This window comes from Bacillus chungangensis (assembly GCF_030812995.1).
GTDB lineage: Bacteria > Bacillota > Bacilli > Bacillales > Bacillaceae_C > Bacillus_CF > Bacillus_CF chungangensis.
On record NZ_JAUSTT010000006.1, the window covers coordinates 107,003 to 129,264 of the forward strand.

A 22,262-nucleotide genomic window follows, 5' to 3' on the forward strand; every position below is an offset into this window, starting at 1 on the left:
TAAAGTTTTCTTCGTTTCCTTTCCGGCAGTGATCCGGTTTTATACAGCCCCGGCTTGATCGTCTTGTTGCCTGCTCGACAGTTCGGCGCGTTTTTGTTCAATAAGCTGCTGCAATTCGGCTTTTTTGCGAGCCAAATCCTCTAACCGCTCTTCATGCAGTCCGAGACTGTGTGCATAAGTTTTAACCCGGATTTTGATTGAACCGCTCGGTTTGTTAGCATCGATATCGTGCAGAGCGGAGTAAGGGGTTCCCGACGCCCCGATAATCGAGTCGATTAAACCATAAGTAGGGGCATCATGTCCGCATTTAAAGCTTGATAAATCTAACACCGCTACATTCGGATGACGTGCGGCAAATTTAGCCGCCCACACTTTTTGCACACTGTTGGAGCTAAAGTTTTCCGGCCAGACGTCGCTTACTTCCAGTGCATATTCTACTCTGCCGCTCTGCAAGTCTTCGTGGAAAAAGCGCTTTAGCCAAGCCTCGTCCTTAGGGATAGAGCGCATGGATAGAATGGGATAGCCCAGTACCTGAAACTCCTCAAGCACATTGTGATTGAGACCTGGATCAGAATGATACGGACGCCCGATCAGTAAAATAGCGAGACGATTTTCCTGTTCAATCTGCTCGAAGATCGCTCGTCCCTTCTCTTGCATTTCGTCATCAAAAAGCTGCATCGCTTTCCAGCCCTGATCTACGGCAAAGTCGCTTTCATCCTCCGTGATTTGCAAACGATCTCCGAACGCCTCATACAGCTGTTTCTTCATCAAATGAGGTTCTGTAAAGGAAACCGCCGGATCAAGATAGGAAACTCCTCTTGTCGCAAAGAAGTCAACCTCTTTCGTAAAGGCGGCTTTAATCACATTCGGCGCGCCTGCTACAATAGGACAGCTGGCAGAATCCATCACGTTGTGCAAGTTGGTTGGAATATGCGTGATACACGGGAAAAAGATGTAATCAAGCGGCTTTTTTTCGTGATGCTTGAACAGCAGATTGTGAACATGCGCTTGAGCCACTTTCGAAGGGTAGCATGGATCAATCGACCCATATTTCCCTCCTTCCTGCCACATTTCCTCGCTCGTAAAGTCACTGAATACAAGGTTCCGTTTGTCGATGCCAAGGGATTCAAAATAAGTGCGCCAGAATGGAGCCGTCGACCAAATGTTTAATACCCGGGGAATTCCAATCCGAAGCTCCGTTCGCTGTTCCATCGCTTCGGCGGAAGAGCGTGTAAATTTGCGGGTGTATGAGGTTTTGCGTATCCCTCCTAACCCAAACCAACCGCGCTTCAACTGGACGTCATCGACCAGTGAGTCGGCTTCGGGCAGCGCCTCCGGCTTATAGAAATGCTGGTACATCCGACGCGCCTCGTATTCCACTAGATTAGGGTAATGTTTTTTTAGTTCCTGTCGCTTTCTTGTCAATTTAACGACGGCTTCCTTATCTTCCACCGTTCCTTTTTCGCAGCTAAAACCAGAAATATAACGGGCTGTCTCCCCATCAGGCGTTTTGGAATCAATAAAGGTGCGGCTACAGTGGTTGGGACAAAAGTTGCAGCGAGTCGATTCATCATTCCGCGATCTATACTGTAGGTTAATAGCAGCATCCAAGCCTAAAAATGTAGAATATCCGCGGCGCTTCACCACTCGCAAAGTTTCCATCGCCGCGCCGATAGCTCCCGCTTCCCCCGGATGGGGGTGAACGTACACCTCGGCATCTGGAACTCGCTCTTTAATGTAATCGACCTGCGCCTTTACAGCTGCCAAATTGTATTGAGTCCCACCCTGAAGTACAAATTTTCTCCCTAATTCGGCCATACGTGGAATTTGTACGACATATTGCCAAACGTTTTTCGGTAGAACTAGTGCTAATCCAGCTAACAGTTCCTCTTTGGAATAGCCCTCCTTTTGAAAATTAACCCGATCCCCGTCTAGAAATACAGCACAACCGTAGGAAAATTTCGGGGTAAGCGCTGCATTGAAGGCCGTTTCTGCATACTCCTGAATCGCAATGCCGAACTGGTCTGCCATTGCCTGCAACAGCATCCCATTTCCAGCGGAACATTGATTGGACAACCGAAAGTTGCGGATATCCCCATTTTTTAGAAAGAGTACCTTAATGTCTTGGCCGCCGATATCGCAGATGACGTCGATATCACCAAATTGATGAACCGCGCTCATCATATGGGCGATGGTTTCAACAATATTAACATCCGCCTTTAATGTTTTTTCCAGCACATCGGCGGCATATCCTGTTGCACCGAACCCGATGATCTCTAACTCGGCTCCTTGGTCCCGTACTTTCTCGTCGATCCGCTTCAACATTTCTTTTGTATCTTCAAGCGGATTCCCTTTGGAGAGCTGATACTCCTTAAGTAAAATAGTTCCTTCTTCATCAACAACAACCGCCTTGGACGAAGTGGAACCGCCATCAAGTCCAATCACCGCTCTTGTTTTCTCCCCCCGAACAAAGCGAGGCGGTTCAAAAGCGGGAATGCGATACTGTCGCTTGAAGTTATCCAATTCGGTCCTATCGCTTATTAGCGGCGGACCAGCATTTTCGCCCAGCTTAGCCTTCCGACCGTGAGCGATAAAGTCCTTCAGCCCTTCTATTCCCGAATAGATTCCAACGTCAGCAGGTTCATGCTTGCCATACATCACGGCGCCGTAAGCAGCATAATACTGTGAGTTGTCAGGTACAAAAATTAATTCTTCAATAGGCACATCTTTGGGATAGTCGTACCCGCGTTCTTTCCAGGTTTCGGGGATGCGCTGCCGCCAACATTCTTGTAGAAAAGGCAAATAGGTATTCGGACCGCCGAGTAGAAGCACCCGGTGGCGGAGTGTGTTTCCACGGGTAAGCACAGACAGGTTCTGCATAACGATAGCATCCGCCAAAGAGCACATAATTTCACTTGAAGGAATACCGCTTTTCACCAGATTGACAATGTCCGTTTCCGCAAACACACCGCATTTGGCAGCAACATGGTGCAATTTCGCGTCGTTAAAATGCAATTTGCCCACTTCATCCATCGGCATGCCCACTTTGATCATACACTTGTCAATGGTAGCACCAGTCCCTGAGGCGCATTTGTCATTCATCGAAGTAAGCGCCTGCTTGTCTCCCGTTTCCTTATTCGCTTTAAAAATGATTATTTTCGCGTCCTGCCCGCCTAATTCAATGACGCTTCCAACATCCGGATGAAGAAATTCCACCGCCATCGTTACTGCATTGACTTCCTGGACGAACTTCGCCCCGATATGTGGAGCGATAACATTGCTGCCGGATCCCGTCATAAAGACACGGATATTTTCTTGTGGAACATCCGGAAATTCTTTTCCAATCCTAATCAAAAATTCTAGGACATTTTCTGCTTGCTTCGTATGGTGACGCTGATAATCGGACCAAAGAATGTCGTTGCTGTCCGGATCGACCACTGTCGCCTTTACCGTCGTTGAGCCTACATCAATGCCCATGATTAACGAATCAGCACTACGTTCCTGATCACCCATGCCATTCCTCCTTATTTTCATAAATTATAGTTATTATTACAATCATTTCCGAATACATTCATCATTTTCTGGATAAAAGAAAATTGGTAAAGAAATGGTTCCTCCGTCCTGCTTTTTTGTAAAAGTAAGCGATAACACAAAAGAGGGGCTGCCAGTGAAATAAACCTGTTACTTCACTGGCAGCCCCAGTCTATATTCCGTTATTTGTTAACTAAAAGTCGGCTATTTGGGTTATTGGATATCAGTTTAATCTTCTTGGATTAATCCAGTTAATGATGATATTGTAGAATTATTATTTGGGTATAACGGCAGTGATTTATCTAATGGATGAGTTTGATGAAAAACAGATAGAAACCTATATGAGGTAAAAAAAGCGTTTGAAGTCTTATTTACTAAAGTTGTAGAAACAGATTTGTAGAAAATTTTTAAAATATAGGATTAACAACCATACTATACAACAAGTGTCGGTTTAGAATAAGTTTGATCATTTTTTACTTGTGGTTCTCCATCATCCTGCCAGTTTATTAAGTTATAAAAATGTTAATCAAGATGTCAATTATATACATTTTAAAACGAATGATGTTCTATTAATTATTTTCATATTTTGAAAAATATGCTAATATATTCTTATCTTAAAAAAGTTCAGATTATTTAACTATTTCTGAAGTCATCATCCAAATTACATTGCATAGAAAATGATTGGAAGAATTGACAAACTTAGAAACAATTTTTTCCCATAAACTGAGGCTATTAGTTTTTTTACCATTTTCAGCAAATTTATTGACAATGGAAAAGTAGTGGAACAAGGAAACGTAACCGAGTTGCTTAACCGTTATGCGCAACCAGCTGTATTCGTCAAAGGAGAGATTCCGCAAGCGTGGCTTGGTCCTGAAAATATGATTCAGCCTAAAGACGGAGGATGGCTTTTGACTACACCAAATCCACTTAAAACCCTGTCTAGTCTTGCCGCACGATGTGAAAAACAAAATATCATCCCTATTCAATTATCGTTAATGCAGCCTCGTTTGGAAGAAGTTTTCTTTTCCATAACTGGCACGACTTTACGTGATAATGTTTCTTAAGGAGAGATGAAAAAATGTGGGCAATCGCACAAGTTGAAATAAAAAAACAATTACTAGATAAGTCGTTATTATTTTGGACACTGCTTCTACCTGTCATCTTTATTATCGTGTTTATGATGATCTTTGCTAAGGATGCAGAAAATCCAGCAGCAGTAGCAGGCCAAATTATCACAGGTTTTAGCGTCTTTTTTTCAATCTTTATTATTATTTCGATCGTAATCAGTTTCGTTAAAGATCGGGAAAAGGGATTGGTAGCCCGTCTTGCAAGTACACCTTTGACATCGGGGCAATATTTTGCAGGAAAGTGGTTCCCATTTGTGATTATTGTCTTTGCACAGATTGTTATATTATCGATAGTAGGAATAATTGTATATAACATGCAGATTGATCAACCATATTACTATTTTCTTATTTTAGTCTGCCTTGCAGTTATGGTTACTTCTTGGGGTGTGGCAATTGCTGTTTTCTCCAAAACAGAAAATACTGGGATTGTTGTAACGCAGCTTGTTGCCTTTATTGGTGCAGTACTTGGCGGCCTATGGATGCCCTTTGAAATATTACCTCAAATCATTCAAACTATCGGTAAATTTTTACCTCTATATTGGGCACATCAAGCGCTTATCTCTACAGTATCAACAGCGACAGGTGGCGAAAACATTGGCATAGCATTACTCGTTTTATTAGGTTATACAATAGCTGGCTTTTCCTTAGCTTTTGCAGGTTACCGGAAATTTTTGCGTCATTCAAGGAGTTAAGACGGTATCTCATAAAGAGTACCGTCACATATCGATCAATCCAAACAAGAGTTTATACTAGAGTAAAATAGTACTCAATCCTCTAATGTGGAGCAAGCCTCAGCCGTTATGCAAGATAAATTGCTCAATGTAATTATTTACTTGTTTATACCTTCTAGTTGGCAGCTGATGGCTCGCTTTTTTTATAAAGTGTACTTCTTTATTCGTGATGTCCTCATAAAAGCGGACGTGCATATTAATACTATCTGATTTTTCTCCGTATAAGAGCATAAGCGGCGCCTGTAATTGCAATAATCTTGGGAGACAATTATATGTTAAAGATGCTTCATAGAATTGCGCCCAAATACTAAGATTCGCTTTCAACATTTCCTTGTATAGCGCCTGTTGCAAATCTTTTTCGTGAAAATGGCTCATCGATATTATCTTCGCAAGTAATTTTGGGAAATGGTTTACCATAAAAATCCCAAGATGATGCTCTACTTTAAATAATTCACTAGCAACTAGCGGAAAGCCGCCAGATAAGATCAAGCCTTTTACATTATTTTTATATTGCAGTGCATACTCTTGTGCGATTGTACCACCCGATGAATAGCCAAAAACAAAGAGCTGCTCAATTCCTGCATGGAGCCGTATCGCCTCTATTTCGTTTGCATAATCTGCAATAGTACAATAACCTGTTGTTTTCTTGCTTTCTCCATTCCCGCTTAAATCTGGTAAAATAAGGCGGAACTGCTGCTGCAAAGGCAATTGCCTTACAAACGTTTTTCTGCCCATCCCAGGTGGATGAATAAAAATCACACACTCTCCTTCCCCGATATCATCATAATAAATCGATTGTTGGTTATACATGGCATAAGGCATCGTTGTACTCCTTTTTTTACATCGTAGTTGTTGTATCTAGTATGGCCTTACCATGATAGAAAAAAACTCAAAGTAAAAAATTTGGGTTGATATTATCCTCTTTAAGTAGACAGTGTAAAAAACCATTCTTTTGAGAATGGTGATACTTGTAGGGGATTTTTTGATGGGACGAACAAAAAAATGTATAAATAAATTGAAACAAGAAGTAGTACAAGGTATATTTACGTGGAGAAGGAATATATCAAGGGCTTGTGGTATTCGAAATGCATCACAGGTGAAAGCATAGATAGAAAAATACAAAGGTCATTACAAATGGCTAAAGAATGGGTAAAAAAATACAAAGAAGTTGGGAGTTGGGAAGACATCCCTACGCTGCTACGAGAGATCATGTATTAAAGCAGCATATTTTAGAAATTCATAAAAAACATAAACAATATGGGCATCCTCTTATGAAAACTGCTTTACGTGAACGAGGTTTCTTTGCCAATTACAAAAGAGTAGATGTATGTAGAATTAAGTGTACAATCCATCATCCGAAAAAAGGATAACCTTCAGGAAAATCTGAATATTACCATTGAAGATATTATCTATAAAGATTGCTTTTTTCTACAGACATTTTTTGGTTGTAATAGTTACTCTTTGATTTTCGTTGTACAATAATATTAATTATCAGTCCAAGGATTAAAAAGACAGCAGATCCGATGATATAAACTGGTCTAATTTCAAATAATTCTGCTGAAAGTCCAATTGTAATAGTAAACATAATGATCATCATTGCTTCTATAATACCAAAGACACTTGAGAACCTTCCCATAATGTTAACAGGTACATTGTTTTGATAGAAAGTGAAGAATCCAGTATTTGCAAATGATAATGAAAAAGTTAATAAGAAAAATCCAATAGCTGCTATTGCAAACTTATTTGAAATTGAAAATATTAAATAACCTACAGGTGTAAAAATTACTCCAAGGCCAATTAGTAAATTTATTTTAAGATATTTTGATAGGAAAGCATTGATAAGGGAACCAACTACTATACCTACTCCTGCAATACTAACTAAAAAACCATAAGTACTCTCAGATAGTAAAAGGACTTCTGTAGCAAATGCTGCTTCTAGAGAATCTAATGCTGTCATAAAAACAGTTACTCCACCAAATAAGAGATAAACGACTGTTATATGTTTATGCCCCTTCCCATAACTAAGTATTACTTTCCAATCATTTATGATAGACTTTAAGTTGAATTTTTCTTGACCTTCGCCTTCTTTAATAACTTTTAAATTAGGCAGTAACATAATAATCATCGCTGAAATAAATAAAGCAATTGAGTTAGTGTAGATCGCTAAGTATGGAGAGCCTATTAAGAATAAAGCTCCTGCAATTGATGGTCCTAAAATGAATCCACAAGAATTTATAAAATTCCTTAAAGCATTGAACCTTTGTCTATCACTCTTTGGGATTAATTTTGTCATGTAAACCATTGAAGTTGGTTCAAAAATAGAACTGGCTACATTTATAAAAAACACAAAAATATATATTAAAAACAGTGACTCGAAAAATGGTAAAGCAAAAATGAATAAGGCCCTAAAGACATCTAATAAAATCATTAATCTTTTTTGGTACAATCGATCAACAAAACTCCCTGCCCAAAAATTAGTGAAAAGTGTCGCGACAGGTATTAGTATGTATAGAACTGATACAGCTAAGGGAGAACCTGTCATATCCAAAACGATTAAATTTAATGCAATTAGATAAATCCATGCTCCTAAATTTGAAACTCCAATTCCGAATAAAAGCATTAATGGATTCTTCCATCTTAAGAAACTCAAAAAAACACTTCCTCTCTTTTTTATTAAAAAAAGTCTCGCCCTCAAAGTTTAGAACTTTGAGGGCGAGACTTCTTCTTATTTAAAAGTTCGCGGTACCACCTCAATTTGTTTCTGCATTACTACAAAAACCTTTTCAAGCACTATTTTAAATAAAAATATATGCTCTATCTCTATAACGGGAGAACCCGGTACATAATCATTAAACAATCCTATGTACAGCTCAGAGGCTTGCTTCAGTATACTAGTACATCCCCCTTCTCAGCTAACGGAGTTCTCTGTAATGCTTTCATATACTTACTCTTCTCATCATTGCTTTTGAAATGATTAAATTAATCCACTCAAATTTAATTTATTTTGTTTAGGAGTATATCACATATTGAACTGAATTTGTTCTAATTTTTAAAATAATAATTTATTTCAAGTTCTAAGCTTATTTTAGGCATAAAAACAACCTGATGTTGTTTTAAAATAAGTTTGATTAAAACAAAAGAACTGTAAGTGAGATTATCCCTTTAAGTAGACAGTGTAAAAAACCATTTCTTTAAGAATGGTGATACACTTTACTTGAAGGAGATTTTTTGATGGGGTGAACAAAAGAGCTGTCGAGGAAATTTATTATATAATTACAAGCGATTCCAAAAAAGACTAAGCAGCCACCTCGCACCGATTGAGTTTCGATGCCCGATGACTGCTTTGTCTTTTTATCTACTTGACAAGGGTAAGACCATTAGATTTAACTAGACATCATTTACGTGATGAACGAAAGAAAGCAGTCGAGTGATCAAACACATTTATTAATTTTTAGGCCAAATCAAACTATTTACCGCCTGAGAAAATCAATGTGAAAAAACGATACCACACTAAAAATGTCAAAAGAGTCAAAAAAAGGTAGAGAAAAACGTCCATTTTTCTCTACCTTTTTAATCTAGGGACCTATGAAACAGACCCAGGTTTTTTCGTTTTAAATATAGGTAATTCTATCCTTATATTCATTTATAATACGTTTATTAAATTCATCGCCGCCGTCAACATTGGCACTATGAAAAACGGGAGGAATAAAGCCCGATTTTATTAATTTTTCTACTGTTTCAATGACGATCGCATTTGCGATTACAGCGCCAGTTACTGTTGAAGTAGGGCCCGTTTTTTGTTCCATTCCTTCTACCTGAATAGCAGCATCTTCAAAATCACCTTGATTGTCAATGACGATATCCGCTATTTCGTACAATTTTTTTCCGCTTGTATGACGAGACGTTACTTGTGAAGAATAGGTCATATTTGTTAAGGCAATTACGGTAACACCTGCTTCTTTTGCTGCTAACGCCATATCGATCGCTGCCGCATTTCTGCCTGAAACAGAGTGGATAAGAATCGTATCGCCTTTTTTGGCATTCACGGAATCGAACATGACTTTTCCGAAGCCTTCTACTCTTTCAACCTGGGATGTTAAAGTAACAGGTTTTGTATTAAGCATCAACGTCGGATTAAAAATTGGATTAATAAGTGCAAGTCCCCCAGTTCGATAAAACATTTCTTCTGCAATTATTCCCGCATGCGACGCCCCAAATGCATATAATGTACCGCCATTTTTTATCGATTGAACAAATGCATCCGCAGCTTCTTCAATTTTAGCCATCTGACTTTCTTTTACTTGTTGAAGCATTGCCTCAACATGTTCAAAATACTGATTTGCGTATTTTCCCACTATTTACAGCTCCTTAACTAAATAATTGTCCAAAAAATCCTGAAATGATTGCCCATAATGATAAATCATTTCCACCAAACACGATGATCCAATCAGATACTGTACCTTGCAAGAATGGGATCGAGAACCCGACAAGAAGGATCATGACAACTCCAGCCACACTTGAGCCGATAATTGCTCCTCTTAATCCGCCGGTTCCGTTACCAATAACAGCGGCCGTTCCAATTTCAAAGAAACAAGTAATTGTAAGTGGAACGATGGCATATGCAAATAAGCCAGTCGCACCGACAATGAATAGTGTAATCGTTGAAGTCACCATTGAGACGAGAAATCCAATGATTACAGCGTTAGGAGCGAACGGAAAAATAATTGGACAGTCCAATGCCGGAACAGCATTTGGAATGATTTTATCTGAAATCCCTTTAAATGCAGGGATAATCTCAGCAAGCATCATTCTAACACCTTGCAATAAAATGGTTAATCCAGCACCAAACAGAACGCCCTGCATAAGAGCGAAAGTCACTAGACTTTTATCTTGTCCGAACACTTCTTTTGCTTGATCCATGCCAATTAATAAGCCCATACCAAGGTAAACTAAAAACATTACGAGAGAAGATGTAATCGTGATTTCTCTCAAAAAATCAATTTGTTTCGGAAATTTTAAATCTTCCGTAGATTTATTTTTATTGCCGAAAACCTTGCCGAGCCAACCTGATAATAGAGATAAGCCTATAGTAGGGTGGCCAAGTGTAAACGAATCGTCGCCAATAACCTTGCGTACAAATGGTTTGATTAATGCAGGAGCAACGATAATATAAATAGCTGTAAACAATGTAGCAAAAACAACAATCCCAGTCCCTGTCATCCCGCTTTCAACTGCAACCGCTGTAAAAATAAACGGGAACCAGAAGAGCATGTGACCAGTTAAAAATATGTTTTTTAATGGAGTAAAGCGAGCTACAAGTACGTTAATTAAAAATGCTAATAGCATCGCCAAACCAACCTGACTTCCGTAAGTACTGAGGAATTTGTCAGCTCCTATCGGATTTAGCTTCGTATCAGCAGGAATCTGATAGAACACATTAAAGGCCTCTGACAAAGGAAGGATCGAATTAACAAGGATATTCGTCCCTTGTGTTAAGATCACAACCCCGATAATCGTTTTAAATGTTCCACTGGCAATTTCTGAAAACGGCTTACGTTGAATAATTAGTCCGAGTGCAGCAATAATCCCAAGAAATAAAGCAGGTTCACGTAGTATTTGATTGATTATAAATTCCATTATTTGCATTTTTCATACCTCACTTTAGTTGAGATGTTTTGTAAAGAGGCTATTTAAACGAAGGACAAGAAAGGCAGCACCTCGTTTCGAGACTATCAACTGCCAACTGCTCTATTTGTCCTTCTTTCGGAACACACCCACTTAAAGGAGCTTTTCTACCTCTGGCAACCCTTTTTCTCTTATTTCATTTTTATCAACGAAGTTGTTGATGATTACTACTGGGACATCGACGCTAGCAGATAGCTTATCGCCAAGTTCATTTGACGTGAAAATGATATCTGCTGGGGTTGAGCTCGCAGATCCAACGTCGGCTGTTTGGACGTTAGCAGCAATATTGGCTTCTTTTAAAATTTCTTCGATTTTCATTTTTAATACCATTGAAGAACCGACTCCAAATCCACAGACTGCAATAATGTTTAATTTTTTCATGCAACATACACTCCTTATTTCTTTTTATTGTTTAACATTTCATATACTTCATGCTTGTTGCCACTCTCTGATATCTGCTTAATAAGATCTGCATTATCAAGCAGTTCAGCCAAGTCAGTCAATTGTTTTATATGACTATCACTTTCTTTTGCGCAAAATGAAAACACAATATGAACTGGGTCATTATGTTCGCTCCCGAAGTCAACGGGTTCTTTCAGCGTAATCAAGCTAATATCGTTCTTTAATACACTTTCTCCAGGTCGTGCATGTGCCAGCGCAATATGAGGAGCAATGACGATATAGGGGCCAAGGTTATGGATAGCTGCTACCATTTCATCGATATACGCTTCTGTTATACTATTGTTATCTAGCAGCAAAGCTCCTGACTTTCTAATCGCTTCTTCCCAATTTTGCACTTCAACCTTGACCTGTATATTTTCCTTTTTTATAAATGACGTCATATTTATCACCTAGCTGTCAGTATTTAATAAAAGAATATCTTTCTTGTTTTGAGCATTTTTTATTTTTTCTTGATTGGTAGACCTTTCAATAATTTGAATCAGTTTAAGAAAAAGCGATGACTCTGCTTCCATGGAACATATAACGAAAATGACTTTCACCATCACTTGTCCAGAGTCTCCAAACTTGATAGCATCACTTAACTGCAATAAGCTAATGCCATCACGTAACACTCCTTTTTTAGGAGACGCATGTACAACAGCGACTTCCGGAATGAAAACCATATATGGCCCCAGCTCTTCAACTGCTCTAATCATGTCATCCACATATTCATCTGAAATATATTGATTGTCTAATAGCGGTTTACTGGCAAGTTTAATTGCCTTCCTCCATTCGTCTATAGACTTGTTTAATTGAATATGCTCTTCTGGAATGATCATGGCCATTTCAAGATCATCATTTTTCATGCTTTCATGTTTCGTTAACGCTAATACTTGTTTCTGGTATGCTTTTTTGAAAGTCTCTGCTTGCAACTTAGCAATATCCTCAGAATCAAGCAATGGGTTTACTCTTAGTACTTTTCGATCTGATTCAATAGGAACAGTAGCCACAATAAAATCAATTGACTCGTCTAAATAATTTTTATAATTATTCGTATTAACTGGACCAACTGTTTTTATTTCCGGAAGCATTACTTTCATTCTCGTCGCTAAGAGCGATGAAGTCGCAAGACCTGATCCGCATACAATGAGAGCTGTTGGCATAAAGCCTGAAAAAGAGTAACGTTCATAACTAGCTCCTAAGTGCATGGCGATATACGCAACCTCTTCATCTGGAAAATACAAATGATACTTTTTTTCGATTGGAAGAAGGCTTTTGCGCGTAATTTCATAAATATAGCGGTATTTAAATTTTACTTGTTCTGTTAAAGAGTTTTCTATCTTTTGGTTATTTTTTAAGCGATGAAGCGCTACTTGCAAATGAATCATTAAACCATTTACAAATTCAAGATCTTTGGAAAAATCTATCCCAATCAGAAGCTTTACTTCATTAATGAAATCGTGAGTAATTCGATAAAAGCTTTCATTTTGGATGTCTTCATTTAAATCAAACACTTGTGTCAGACATGATGTTACTTTTGTACCTTTAATCTGCTTCGTTAAATAAGAAAGCTCATCCACATGAAGTGATACACAGAATACTGATTTGTACAATCTATTGATGAGCGAGGATTCTTGCGTTTCCAAAATCCCCTTTCTTTCCATAAATGGATATTGAACAAGTTGGCCCTTTTTTATTCGATTAAATTGAAAGCAAATGGACATCAATAACTCTTCCCTTGCATGATCACTAAAATACGTTTTTGTTTCCTCTTCATACAACCCGATGAAGACATCAGCATTTTTTGTTACATCTGAGGGAAAAAGCTGTTTAACATATTTTCTTAATAATGTAGAAGATGCGGCATCACTATAAAGCAAAGAAAAACAATTGCGAATATCAAGTTCATTGCCATCAATTGATAAGCCATGAGATGGTTTTTTCACTAACATAATTCCTGTACGCTTAAAAAACATTTCTGTTTCAGCCATCAGATGGTATACAGTTGATTTGCTTAATTCCAACCTGTCACTTAGCTCATCTAATGTTGTTTTATCTCTAATAAGCATTTCAAATGAGATAAGCAGGATATTCTCTTCTTTCGTGGCAATCGTGTTATCTAATAGTACTAATTTAGATTCTAATCTCGCTTTTTCTTCTGTTGATAATTTTAGGCAAACACCCTTTCTTGGTTTTCTGACAAGTCCAATATCAATTTCCTTTAGGAAGCCTTGTATAAAATCAAGGTCATACCTAATGGTTCTTTCTGATACTTTGAATTTCTTTGCCACTGATTGGATATTGATAAAATCTTGCTGCTTCAAAAGGAATGACAATATATCTAATTGACGATTTGTTAAAGAGATCAATTGATCACCCCTCTTTCTAATTTCAATTGTATCCGCTTTAACCGTTCCCGATAATAGTAAAAGCTGTCCACATATGCGGCAAGAAATCAAAGAAGCAGTCTTTATGGCGAAAACCTGCCTTGAATCAGCCGACTTTTTTAATCGGGCATCCGTATTTATTTGTTTATTTTGCACATTGATTTTACAATCTATAACTAGAACAAATGAAAGCACAAATAGAGCAACTGCCTTATGAGACAATTGCTCTATCATTTTCTCTACCCAATTTCATGAAACTTCTTGAGATTGCTCAGACTGAAATAGCCTTTTCACTTGTTCCCTTTGTGTTTTTGCTACCAATACATATAGAACGTCTTCAGAAAGAATACTCGTATCTCCCTTTGGAAAGATGAGCTTGTCTTTTCGGATAATGGCAGTAATTAATGAGTCATAAGGAAGTTCGATATCTTTTAACATTTTATTTGCAATCGGAGCTCCTTCCTCTACTGTCAATCCCATCATTTCGTTATTTGTTTTACCGATAGAAATTAATTCTAAGCTATGTGGAACAGCGGTTTTTGTACCTTCCGTTAGTCCTAAATAATTTGCAAGCGGAGATATAGTCGCCCCTTGTAAAAGTGCGGAAGTAAAGACGACGAAGAATACGACATTAAAAAGCAATTCGCTGTTTTCTATACCTGCAATCATTGGATAAGTAGCCAAAACAATTGGCACCGCCCCACGTAAACCCGCCCATGAAATGAGAATCTTTTCTTTCAAATCATATTTAGAGAAGATCATACTAATAAACACACCGAGCGGCCGTGCAACAATCATTAATAAGAATGACAGAAGCAGTCCTTGCCAAGCGATTTTAATTAATTGAGTTGGGAAGGAAAGAAGCCCTAGCAAAATAAACATTAAAATTTGCATCATCCAAGCAAATCCTTCGTTAAAACGAACAATTGAATATCGATATGTTAAGTCTGAATTTCCCACTAAGATCGCCATCACATAAACAGCTAGCAGTCCACTAGCATGTACGAATGACGTAACTGCAAAGGTTAATACGGCAAATGCAACAGAAAAAACAGGATACAGACCAGAGGAGTCCAAATTAATTTTGTTAATAGCCCATACGGTTATTTTTCCGAAGATTAAACCAAAAACAAGACCTATACCCATTTGCCAAAAAAAGTTCAGTATCATATTCATTACTGAAGCTTCTGGCACTTGTATTAATTGGATAAAAGAAACAGTTAAAAAAATTGCCATTGGATCATTTGAACCTGATTCTGCTTCCAACGTAGCTGTAAGTTTACTGCGGATATTTTTTTCACCTAAAGCAGCAAAAACTGCGGCAGCATCCGTTGATCCAACAATTGCACCAAATAAAAGCCCCTCTAACCATGAAAGACCTAGAATATATTTTGCGAAAAAACCGATTGTGAATGTCGTAATTAAAACCCCTATTGTAGCCAATGTAGCTGAAGGGGCAATCACTTTTCTCATGTTTTTCCACTTTGTATTTAAGCCGCCATCAAACAAAATGACAATAAGTGCAATTGTCCCAAATAACTGGGTCAGTTTTGCATTATCAAAGTATATGTATCGATTCAAAACCATACCAACAACAACAAAAAGCACTAACGATGGCAACCCAAGACGTGAAGAAAATTTGGCGGTTAGGACACCGGAAATTAATAAGATAGAAAAAAGTAAAATCGCTTGTTCAACACTAAACGTCAAATAAAATCACTCTTTCTATTTCGTATTTTCCCCCTTTTTTGTCATGCGAAGACTTTTAGGTCTACGATCACAAGGAGAATCCATTTTAAAACACCTCCTTCAGTTTTTTAAACTTTTCTTTGTCCGCAGCTAATCTCAGACAATGCTTATTTGATTAGTGCCAAGCATCAGAAAAAGTTTCATTAACCAGCACTGTTCAAAAAAGTGCCTTCTTTTTCGAGGATGTTGCGATCTTGCCTTTGTTCCACTTTTATCCATAGCTAATAGAAGTTTCACTATATATTTATTATATATATATTTGCCTGGAATTCATAATTTTTATAACTGTTATGATGCCATCATTACTCGAAAAAAATAGGCCGAAACAGATATGATGAGTACATATAAAAGAGGATAACATTTTCCTCCTGTAGAGGATGAACTGTATATGGAAATTCTATTTTATTGGGGGAGTCCAAGGTGTCCAAGACACAGCGCTTAATTGAACTAATGATGACAGTCAATGCAAAGAATTCGGACGGATTAACAAAGAGAGTGATTCAGCCAATAGGCCTGTACAGCTGCAGCGGCTTTTGGTATTGCCCTGCATATTGCTTTAAACGCAAAACTTTTCGTTTGTTCCGAGCGGATCGCATCCATCATGCAGAGCGGACGATAGACGAACAAAAAAAAAGACATACATTATCAATCTGTTATTGATTGGATTACGATGTCTGAGAAGGATTGTTCAGATGCAGTTCCATTAATAGTAGAATTAACAGAGTTTGACGCAAGCAAGGTGGCTAACGGAAACAGTTACCCATCTCTTCCATCACCGTACTCAATTTTTTACATATTTAAAGCAAACTGGACGCGATGTCAGCATGGATAACCTTTATGTATGAAAAAATGACATTCATTTCCTTTGTATCGTCTACAATGCTAATCACCCTGACTGAAATAAAAGCTGGTGGGATTTTACAGCTGCTAAGAAGGAATATCGTGCACAATATGGCTATCCTTCAACAAGACCTGCTCTTCCTTAGCATGAGGGGAAAAACATATAAAATTTAATAAAGTGATTGAAGAATATGGAGTAAACGAAAAGGAAGTTTTTACCCTTTTTTCAACGTTCTTAAAGTATAAATCAAGCCAGCTTCTCTCAGAATGAGAGCATGGCTTGATTTATCAAAATTGTACTGGAGGCATCGATTCTGTAATTTTTTTCATTTCATAGCCGTTTTCGGAATAATATTTCAACAGTTGTTCAAGGTGTGCGAGCGTCGTCTCTTTTTCATGCAGCAAGATGACTAGCTCATCCTTTTGAGCAGTTTCCTGATCATGAATCACTTTATTAACATATTCCTCATTTCGATATTTCCAATCAAGAGAATCAAGATTCCAATCCCACATTTTGAATCCAGCTTGATTGACTGCGTCCAGATAATGATCTTTCATGTGTGGTTTTGATCCATAAGGAACTCGAATTAAATTTGTCTTCACTCCTGTTAATGCCTCGATTTCTGATTGTCCAGCAAGCATTTCGTCTACGACCGTTTGTGGAGATTGATAAATTTGTTTGACGTCGTGAGTTACTCCATGCATTCCTACAGCGTGGCCATCGTCAACCATTTGTTTTACTGCGTCTGGGTATTTTTTAATATTTGGGGCAAGCATGAAAAATGTTGCTTCGGCATTATATTTTTGTAATAATTTTAAAATCCCTGTTGAATTAGCAAATGGCCCATCATCAAAAGTTAAATAGACGATTTTTTGCTCAGCTGTTTGTTCAGTGGCCTTATTATTGTCACTTCCTGCTGCTTGCTTTCTTTCATTAGCAATACCTGCTTGATTCTTTTGTTCATTTTGCTTCCTTGCAAAATGAAGCTTTTGGCCAAGACCGGCATCGATTTTTTCTCCTTCTACAAGCAATGCTGCCTTCTTAGTATTAGAGGAGATAGATAGTATTGTTCCAAGAGACCATCTTGGCATTGTAAATGGTATGTTTTCAGGATGAAGATCGTTTTGTTCCGTTTCTTTTTTCGATTTTTCCGCACTCGTATTTGCATTTGCTACATTCGGGTCTTCCGGCTTTGAGTACATTGTCCAAGCAAATAAAAGCAATAAGAGAAGGACAACTCCTATCAATGCTTTTTCATAGATGTTTATTTTTTTACGCATAGAGTCCCTTTTCAACTTTTTTCATCCCTTCAAACTATATGTCATCAGTATTTACTTAGGACTGTGATGTCCACTTCTCTAAAGCGTGCAAGCTCCATTTAATAACATTATATTTTCATAGAAAAAATTGGATACTGGATTCATATTACAAATATGTAACAATGAACTTTCCACTCTAATAGATTTGGTAAACTGATGCTGTCAAAATATATCGTAACGTGTCACAGCTAAAAAAGGGTTACATGTTGGTAACAATTTTTGCAGAAGAATTGTAACTAATTTGTTACACACTTTGACACCCTTCTTTTATAATAAGACTTACAGGATTTTTCCTCAAGGAGAAGATATTAGAATGAGAAAAAAGGTTTACGTCTTTATCTATCAACTATTTTTAATCTTGCTCTTATCTGGTTGTTCTTTATTTGAAGGCCACTCATCACTTCTGACACCGCCTTCGTTAAATGATCAGCAGGCAGAATTAAAAACAGTTATTTCGAAATATTTGCCAGATCAGGCCGAAATGCTTACTCCCTTAGACATGAAAGAAGCTCAATCTATTTTTCTAGAAGATCTTGATGGTGATGGTCAAGAAGAAATGATCGTATTTTACAAAATGACGAATCGTGCTGAATCGATGAAAGGGATCGTTCTAAAGAAAAAAGATAAAGTTTGGAAAAAGATAGCTGAATTTGACGGAACAGGGTTTTTTTTAAGTGAAGTGCAATTTGTTGATTTAAACAACAATGGTCGAAAGGAGATTGTTGCAGGATTTCGTTTTAGTGAAGAATTAGATGATAAAGGCTTGCTTGTATACGATATTTTTAGTGATGATTCTCCAAAATTGTTGTTAGATAAACCATATACCTATGTAGTGATTGACGATTTTCAGCAGCAAAAAAACAATGAACTCGTTTTAATTAAATTTGACAGAAATAGTTTAAATAAAATGGTGCTCTATCGCTATGCCCATGAGCAGATGACTGAAATTGCAACACTAGAGTTAGACCCTTATGTAGATGGCTACTTACAGGCTATTAGCGGACTTATTACAAAGAATCAAAAGGGAATCTTCCTGGATGGCTACATAGGTGCACATTCTGGCTTTACAAATGTTATAACGATAAACAATGATACACTAACAAACGTCTTTGATTCAGAATCAGAAGTAACCTTTAAACCATATGCCACGAAAAGTGAAGATATCAATGGAGATGGGATCTTGGAAATCTCACTTCCAACAAAGCCAATTTCTAAAAAAGAACGTTCCTATGCTGAGACACCATATTATGAAACTTATTACCAATTAACAGATCAATTTGATTTACAAGCAATTGCACGGCGTTTTTTCAATTATGAATTTTTGTATGAAATCCAGATTCCTGCTACTTGGCCAGACCAGATTAATATAGAACGCTCGGAGGATAATCGATACATTAAATTTATTGATGTATTGACGAATGAAGTACTGTTTGATATTTATGCAACTGAAAAAGAAAAAGAACCAATTGGAAGCGAGTGGCATGTATTAACCGAAACTTCTTCTTATCTCTATATATCAAAAACAGCAAATAAAGACACGAAACAACTGTTTCAATTATATCATCCATATGATCAATAGTTTCGTAGATACTCGTCAGCGTACTCTCGATTTTGACAAATAGGAGTGTTATAAAAAATGGATACCATTTTAATTGTTGAAGATGAAGAAAATATTCGCGGATTTCTTCATGTAAATCTGAAAAGGTCTGGATTCAATGTACTCCAAGCTGCTAATGGCGAAGATGGTGTGGAGATGGCAAAGAAGCATCAAGATATTGCTGTCATCCTTTTAGATATTATGCTGCCTGGCATAGACGGTTACGAAGTGTGCAGCTTGATTAGAGCGGTTAACACAAAAGTCGGCATTATTATGCTTACAGCTAAAACACAAGAAACGGATAAAATCCAAGGGTTGTTGGATGGAGCAGATGATTATGTAACAAAGCCTTTTAGTCCAAATGAACTTATTGCTAGGATTCAATCGCTATTAAGACGCATTAAAAATGAGCAATCAAACGAACCAGCAGCAGATGACATGATTTTAGATATCAGGAGAAAACTAGTTCAAAAGAATGGGGAAATGATTGAGTTAACCCCAACGGAAGCGGCACTTCTAGCTTACTTTATTCAAGCTGAGGGAATGCCTATTAGTAGAAATGATTTACTCGATGAAGTATGGGGATTCCAATTTGCTGGCGATCCTAAAATCGTCGATGTGAATATTCGCCGTTTGCGTCAAAAGATTGAGGATAATCCTTCTGACCCACGGTTGATTGAAACAATTTGGGGTTATGGATATTGTTGGAAAGGTAAAGGGAGTATGAATGAGTATTAAAAAGAAGCTCCTCCTTCAACATTTACTTATTGTGTCGTTAACAGTTGTTTTATTGGAGACTGTTTTTTTTCTCGGTTTAATTACCTATTATTACACGGGGGCAGCAGATATGTTAAAAAATCATGCTGTCAGCTCTGCTCATTTTGCTAATCGTTATTTAGAGTTATCAGGTACACCGCTCCAACAGTCTTTGCCGAAATTAAAGGAACATTTTCAAATTCCACAGGCAGAAATGCAAGTACTGTCTCCTAATGGCAATATTCTGTATTCGACCGTTGGCTTCTCACAGCATGATCAGATTAAGACACCTGACATGAAACAACTTGATGCATCCCAAGCTAATAGTTGGATTGGGAAGGATGAAATGACTCATGAGCGAATTTTAGCTGTTGCAATCCCCTTGGAGGATCAAGGGTATCCCGTAGGCATTTTAAGATACGTTGCATCATTAAAAAATGTTGATGCGATGGTAATAAAGCTCTGTACGTTTGCCGTCTTGATAGGAATTTCCATTATCCTGATTGTGATGCTGCTCAGCATCACTTTAGCCAATTCCCTTACAAAACCGCTTCTTGAAGTCACAAATGCTTCTAAACAACTTGCTAAAGGTCATTTAGAAACAAGAATGAATGAACACTATCGTGGTGAATTCGGGGTTTTGGCCAAATCATTTAACGAAATGGGCAGCGAGCTGCTGCGGCATGAAAAAATGAAAAATGAATTTATATCTTCCATTTCCCATGAACTCCGTACTCCGCTGACGAGTATCAAGGGCTGGAGTGAAACAATCATGACTGGCAATCTAGAAAAAAAAGAAGAAACAAAATCTGGCTTACAAATCATCTTGACAGAAACCGACCGTCTTATTGAAATGGTTGAGGAGCTGCTTGACTTTTCTCGTTTTACAAATGAAACAATGAAGATTCAACGCCAAACTTTTCTAGCAGCGCCGCTTCTTCATTCTGTCACCAAACAGTTTGAAAAACAGCTTCTTGCTAAAAAACAAAAGATTGAACTGCAAATAGATGATGCTCTTGAGCTCTATGCAGATCGAAATCGAATCAAACAAGTATTTATTAATATAATCGATAATGCCATTAAATATAGTGAACAGCCAGGAACCATTACCATTACATGCCGACAAGTAAAACAAGCTTTTGTCTGTGATTGTACTGATCAGGGGATAGGGATCAAAACTAGTGACTTAGGAAACATTCAAAAAATGTTTTATAAAGTCAATGAGAACTCTCCGGGAGCAGGGCTGGGCCTTGCAATATGCCAGCATATTCTTCAGCTTCACCATGGCAAATTGACGATTACAAGTTCATATGGGAAGGGAACAACGATTTCTTTTACCATCCCCCTCCTCTCTTCTTCTTTTAAATCGAGTGGAGGGAGTGATTAGCTCCCGTCTCCGGGTAGAAAAGCCGCCGATTTGGCGACTTCCCCCCACACAGAACCCGACGTGCGGATTTCCCGCACCGGGCTCTTAAGAAATTGCTTCACAGTATTGCGTATATTATATGGAATTGAAAGACGCTTTAAGAGGAAAATGCACTTAATCTTATTAAACTTTTCCATGTTATATAGCTCTTTCGACTTCTACTACTTAGCATTCTTTCCCAATAGCGCTCTTAGGTATCCCCCGAAGATTACCAGCTATTCCATAAAATTATAGTGACTTCTAAGAATTTGATTTATCTTTTCAGTTTGGTCTTTTATTAACTAATGTCTGGTTCCCGAAGTACTTCTTGATTTTACCTACACTTTTCATAAATCTGGTCTTTTCGATTTTCCTACCTACCATGAAATTTTCTTTTTGAATGAAGCTTATGTTTCCCTGTCTCAGAGTACTATCAGTTAGTAAGAATTCCATTAAGCCATCGAGCTTATTCGGGATTCTATATGATTTGTTATTCTCCTTTAAGATTAAATTGAGAATTGTAAATATTTTTTACACTTTGGGTTATTTGTCTAATTAACTTCAAGACTAGAAAATTGTTTAACAAATGTTGATTCGGTTATATCCTCCGTCTTCGGTAAACTACGAGTAGTCTTGTCAACCACCCAAAATATACCCACAAGGAAAACAACAATTCCGCTAAGCGAAATAACG

General features: G+C 37.7%; 18 protein-coding genes and 1 other annotated feature. Of the genes, 8 read left to right on the top strand and 10 right to left on the bottom strand.

Annotated features, from left to right (window positions below):
• Positions 1-39: 39 nt before the first annotated feature.
• The gene (locus J2S08_RS06525; RefSeq protein ID WP_307227831.1) at positions 40-3,513 is read right to left on the bottom strand and encodes a BadF/BadG/BcrA/BcrD ATPase family protein; all 3,474 of its coding nucleotides are present in this window, start codon (positions 3,511-3,513) and stop codon (positions 40-42) included.
• Positions 3,514-4,334: 821 nt separating this feature from the next.
• On the opposite strand from J2S08_RS06525, the gene J2S08_RS06530 reads away from it, so the two are divergent.
• Both J2S08_RS06530 and J2S08_RS06535 read left to right on the top strand, forming a co-directional pair.
• Positions 4,335-4,595 (top strand): hypothetical protein, encoded by a 261-nt coding sequence (locus tag J2S08_RS06530; protein WP_307227833.1) that lies wholly within the window; start codon positions 4,335-4,337, stop codon positions 4,593-4,595.
• A gap of 14 nt (positions 4,596-4,609) precedes the next feature.
• Complete coding sequence (locus J2S08_RS06535; protein ID WP_307227834.1) at positions 4,610-5,350, top strand: ABC transporter permease; 741 nt, start codon at positions 4,610-4,612, stop codon at positions 5,348-5,350.
• Positions 5,351-5,449: 99 nt separating this feature from the next.
• On the opposite strand, the gene J2S08_RS06540 is transcribed toward J2S08_RS06535, so the two are convergent.
• The gene (locus tag J2S08_RS06540) at positions 5,450-6,211 is read right to left on the bottom strand and encodes an alpha/beta fold hydrolase (RefSeq protein ID WP_307227835.1); all 762 of its coding nucleotides are present in this window, start codon (positions 6,209-6,211) and stop codon (positions 5,450-5,452) included.
• A 323-nt stretch (positions 6,212-6,534) separates the two neighbouring features.
• Here J2S08_RS06540 and J2S08_RS06545 point away from each other — a divergent pair, with 323 nt between their 5' ends.
• Complete coding sequence (locus J2S08_RS06545; protein WP_307227836.1) at positions 6,535-6,759, top strand: IS3 family transposase; 225 nt, start codon at positions 6,535-6,537, stop codon at positions 6,757-6,759.
• Positions 6,760-6,794: 35 nt separating this feature from the next.
• On the opposite strand, the gene J2S08_RS06550 is transcribed toward J2S08_RS06545, so the two are convergent.
• The 7 genes from J2S08_RS06550 to J2S08_RS06580 form a co-directional block, all read right to left on the bottom strand.
• Positions 6,795-8,009 carry an MFS transporter gene (locus J2S08_RS06550; protein WP_307227968.1) on the bottom strand — a complete coding sequence of 405 codons (1,215 nt, stop codon included), beginning with the start codon at positions 8,007-8,009 and terminating at the stop codon, positions 6,795-6,797.
• Between the two features lie 85 nt (positions 8,010-8,094).
• Positions 8,095-8,358: a binding site (T-box leader), on the bottom strand.
• A gap of 642 nt (positions 8,359-9,000) precedes the next feature.
• Complete coding sequence (locus tag J2S08_RS06555; RefSeq protein WP_307227838.1) at positions 9,001-9,744, bottom strand: SIS domain-containing protein; 744 nt, start codon at positions 9,742-9,744, stop codon at positions 9,001-9,003.
• Between the two features lie 13 nt (positions 9,745-9,757).
• Positions 9,758-11,035: a PTS ascorbate transporter subunit IIC gene (locus tag J2S08_RS06560; protein ID WP_307227840.1), complete on the bottom strand. Its 1,278-nt coding sequence runs from the start codon at positions 11,033-11,035 to the stop codon at positions 9,758-9,760.
• Between the two features lie 132 nt (positions 11,036-11,167).
• Entirely contained in the window at positions 11,168-11,455 is a 288-nt protein-coding gene (locus J2S08_RS06565; protein ID WP_307227842.1) for a PTS sugar transporter subunit IIB, read from the bottom strand.
• Positions 11,456-11,469: 14 nt separating this feature from the next.
• A complete protein-coding gene (locus J2S08_RS06570) occupies positions 11,470-11,916 on the bottom strand; it encodes a PTS sugar transporter subunit IIA (protein WP_307227844.1) in 447 nt (148 codons plus the stop codon).
• 9 nt (positions 11,917-11,925) lie between these two features.
• Complete coding sequence (locus J2S08_RS06575) at positions 11,926-14,136, bottom strand: BglG family transcription antiterminator (protein WP_307227846.1); 2,211 nt, start codon at positions 14,134-14,136, stop codon at positions 11,926-11,928.
• Between the two features lie 15 nt (positions 14,137-14,151).
• Positions 14,152-15,612, bottom strand: a complete 1,461-nt coding sequence (locus J2S08_RS06580; protein WP_307227848.1) for a potassium/proton antiporter — start codon at positions 15,610-15,612, stop codon at positions 14,152-14,154.
• A 459-nt stretch (positions 15,613-16,071) separates the two neighbouring features.
• Between J2S08_RS06580 and J2S08_RS06585 the strand changes: the two genes are divergently transcribed.
• Together J2S08_RS06585 and J2S08_RS06590 are read left to right on the top strand one after the other, a co-directional pair.
• Positions 16,072-16,311: a WYL domain-containing protein gene (locus J2S08_RS06585; RefSeq protein WP_307227850.1), complete on the top strand. Its 240-nt coding sequence runs from the start codon at positions 16,072-16,074 to the stop codon at positions 16,309-16,311.
• 65 nt (positions 16,312-16,376) lie between these two features.
• Positions 16,377-16,496: a DinB family protein gene (locus J2S08_RS06590; protein WP_307227852.1), complete on the top strand. Its 120-nt coding sequence runs from the start codon at positions 16,377-16,379 to the stop codon at positions 16,494-16,496.
• 283 nt (positions 16,497-16,779) lie between these two features.
• Here J2S08_RS06590 and J2S08_RS06595 read toward each other — a convergent pair whose 3' ends face one another.
• Positions 16,780-17,772, bottom strand: a complete 993-nt coding sequence (locus tag J2S08_RS06595; RefSeq protein WP_307227853.1) for a polysaccharide deacetylase family protein — start codon at positions 17,770-17,772, stop codon at positions 16,780-16,782.
• 352 nt (positions 17,773-18,124) lie between these two features.
• Here J2S08_RS06595 and J2S08_RS06600 point away from each other — a divergent pair, with 352 nt between their 5' ends.
• Genes J2S08_RS06600 through J2S08_RS06610 form a run of 3 tightly spaced genes read left to right on the top strand, consistent with a single transcriptional unit; the run spans position 18,125 to position 21,551 of the window.
• Entirely contained in the window at positions 18,125-19,390 is a 1,266-nt protein-coding gene (locus tag J2S08_RS06600) for a hypothetical protein (protein WP_307227855.1), read from the top strand.
• A gap of 57 nt (positions 19,391-19,447) precedes the next feature.
• Positions 19,448-20,146 carry a response regulator transcription factor gene (locus tag J2S08_RS06605; RefSeq protein WP_307227857.1) on the top strand — a complete coding sequence of 233 codons (699 nt, stop codon included), beginning with the start codon at positions 19,448-19,450 and terminating at the stop codon, positions 20,144-20,146.
• Positions 20,136-21,551, top strand: coding sequence for a sensor histidine kinase (locus J2S08_RS06610; RefSeq protein WP_307227858.1), 1,416 nt, complete (start codon positions 20,136-20,138; stop codon positions 21,549-21,551). Before J2S08_RS06605 ends, J2S08_RS06610 begins: the two co-directional genes overlap by 11 nt.
• Positions 21,552-22,262: the final 711 nt, after the last annotated feature.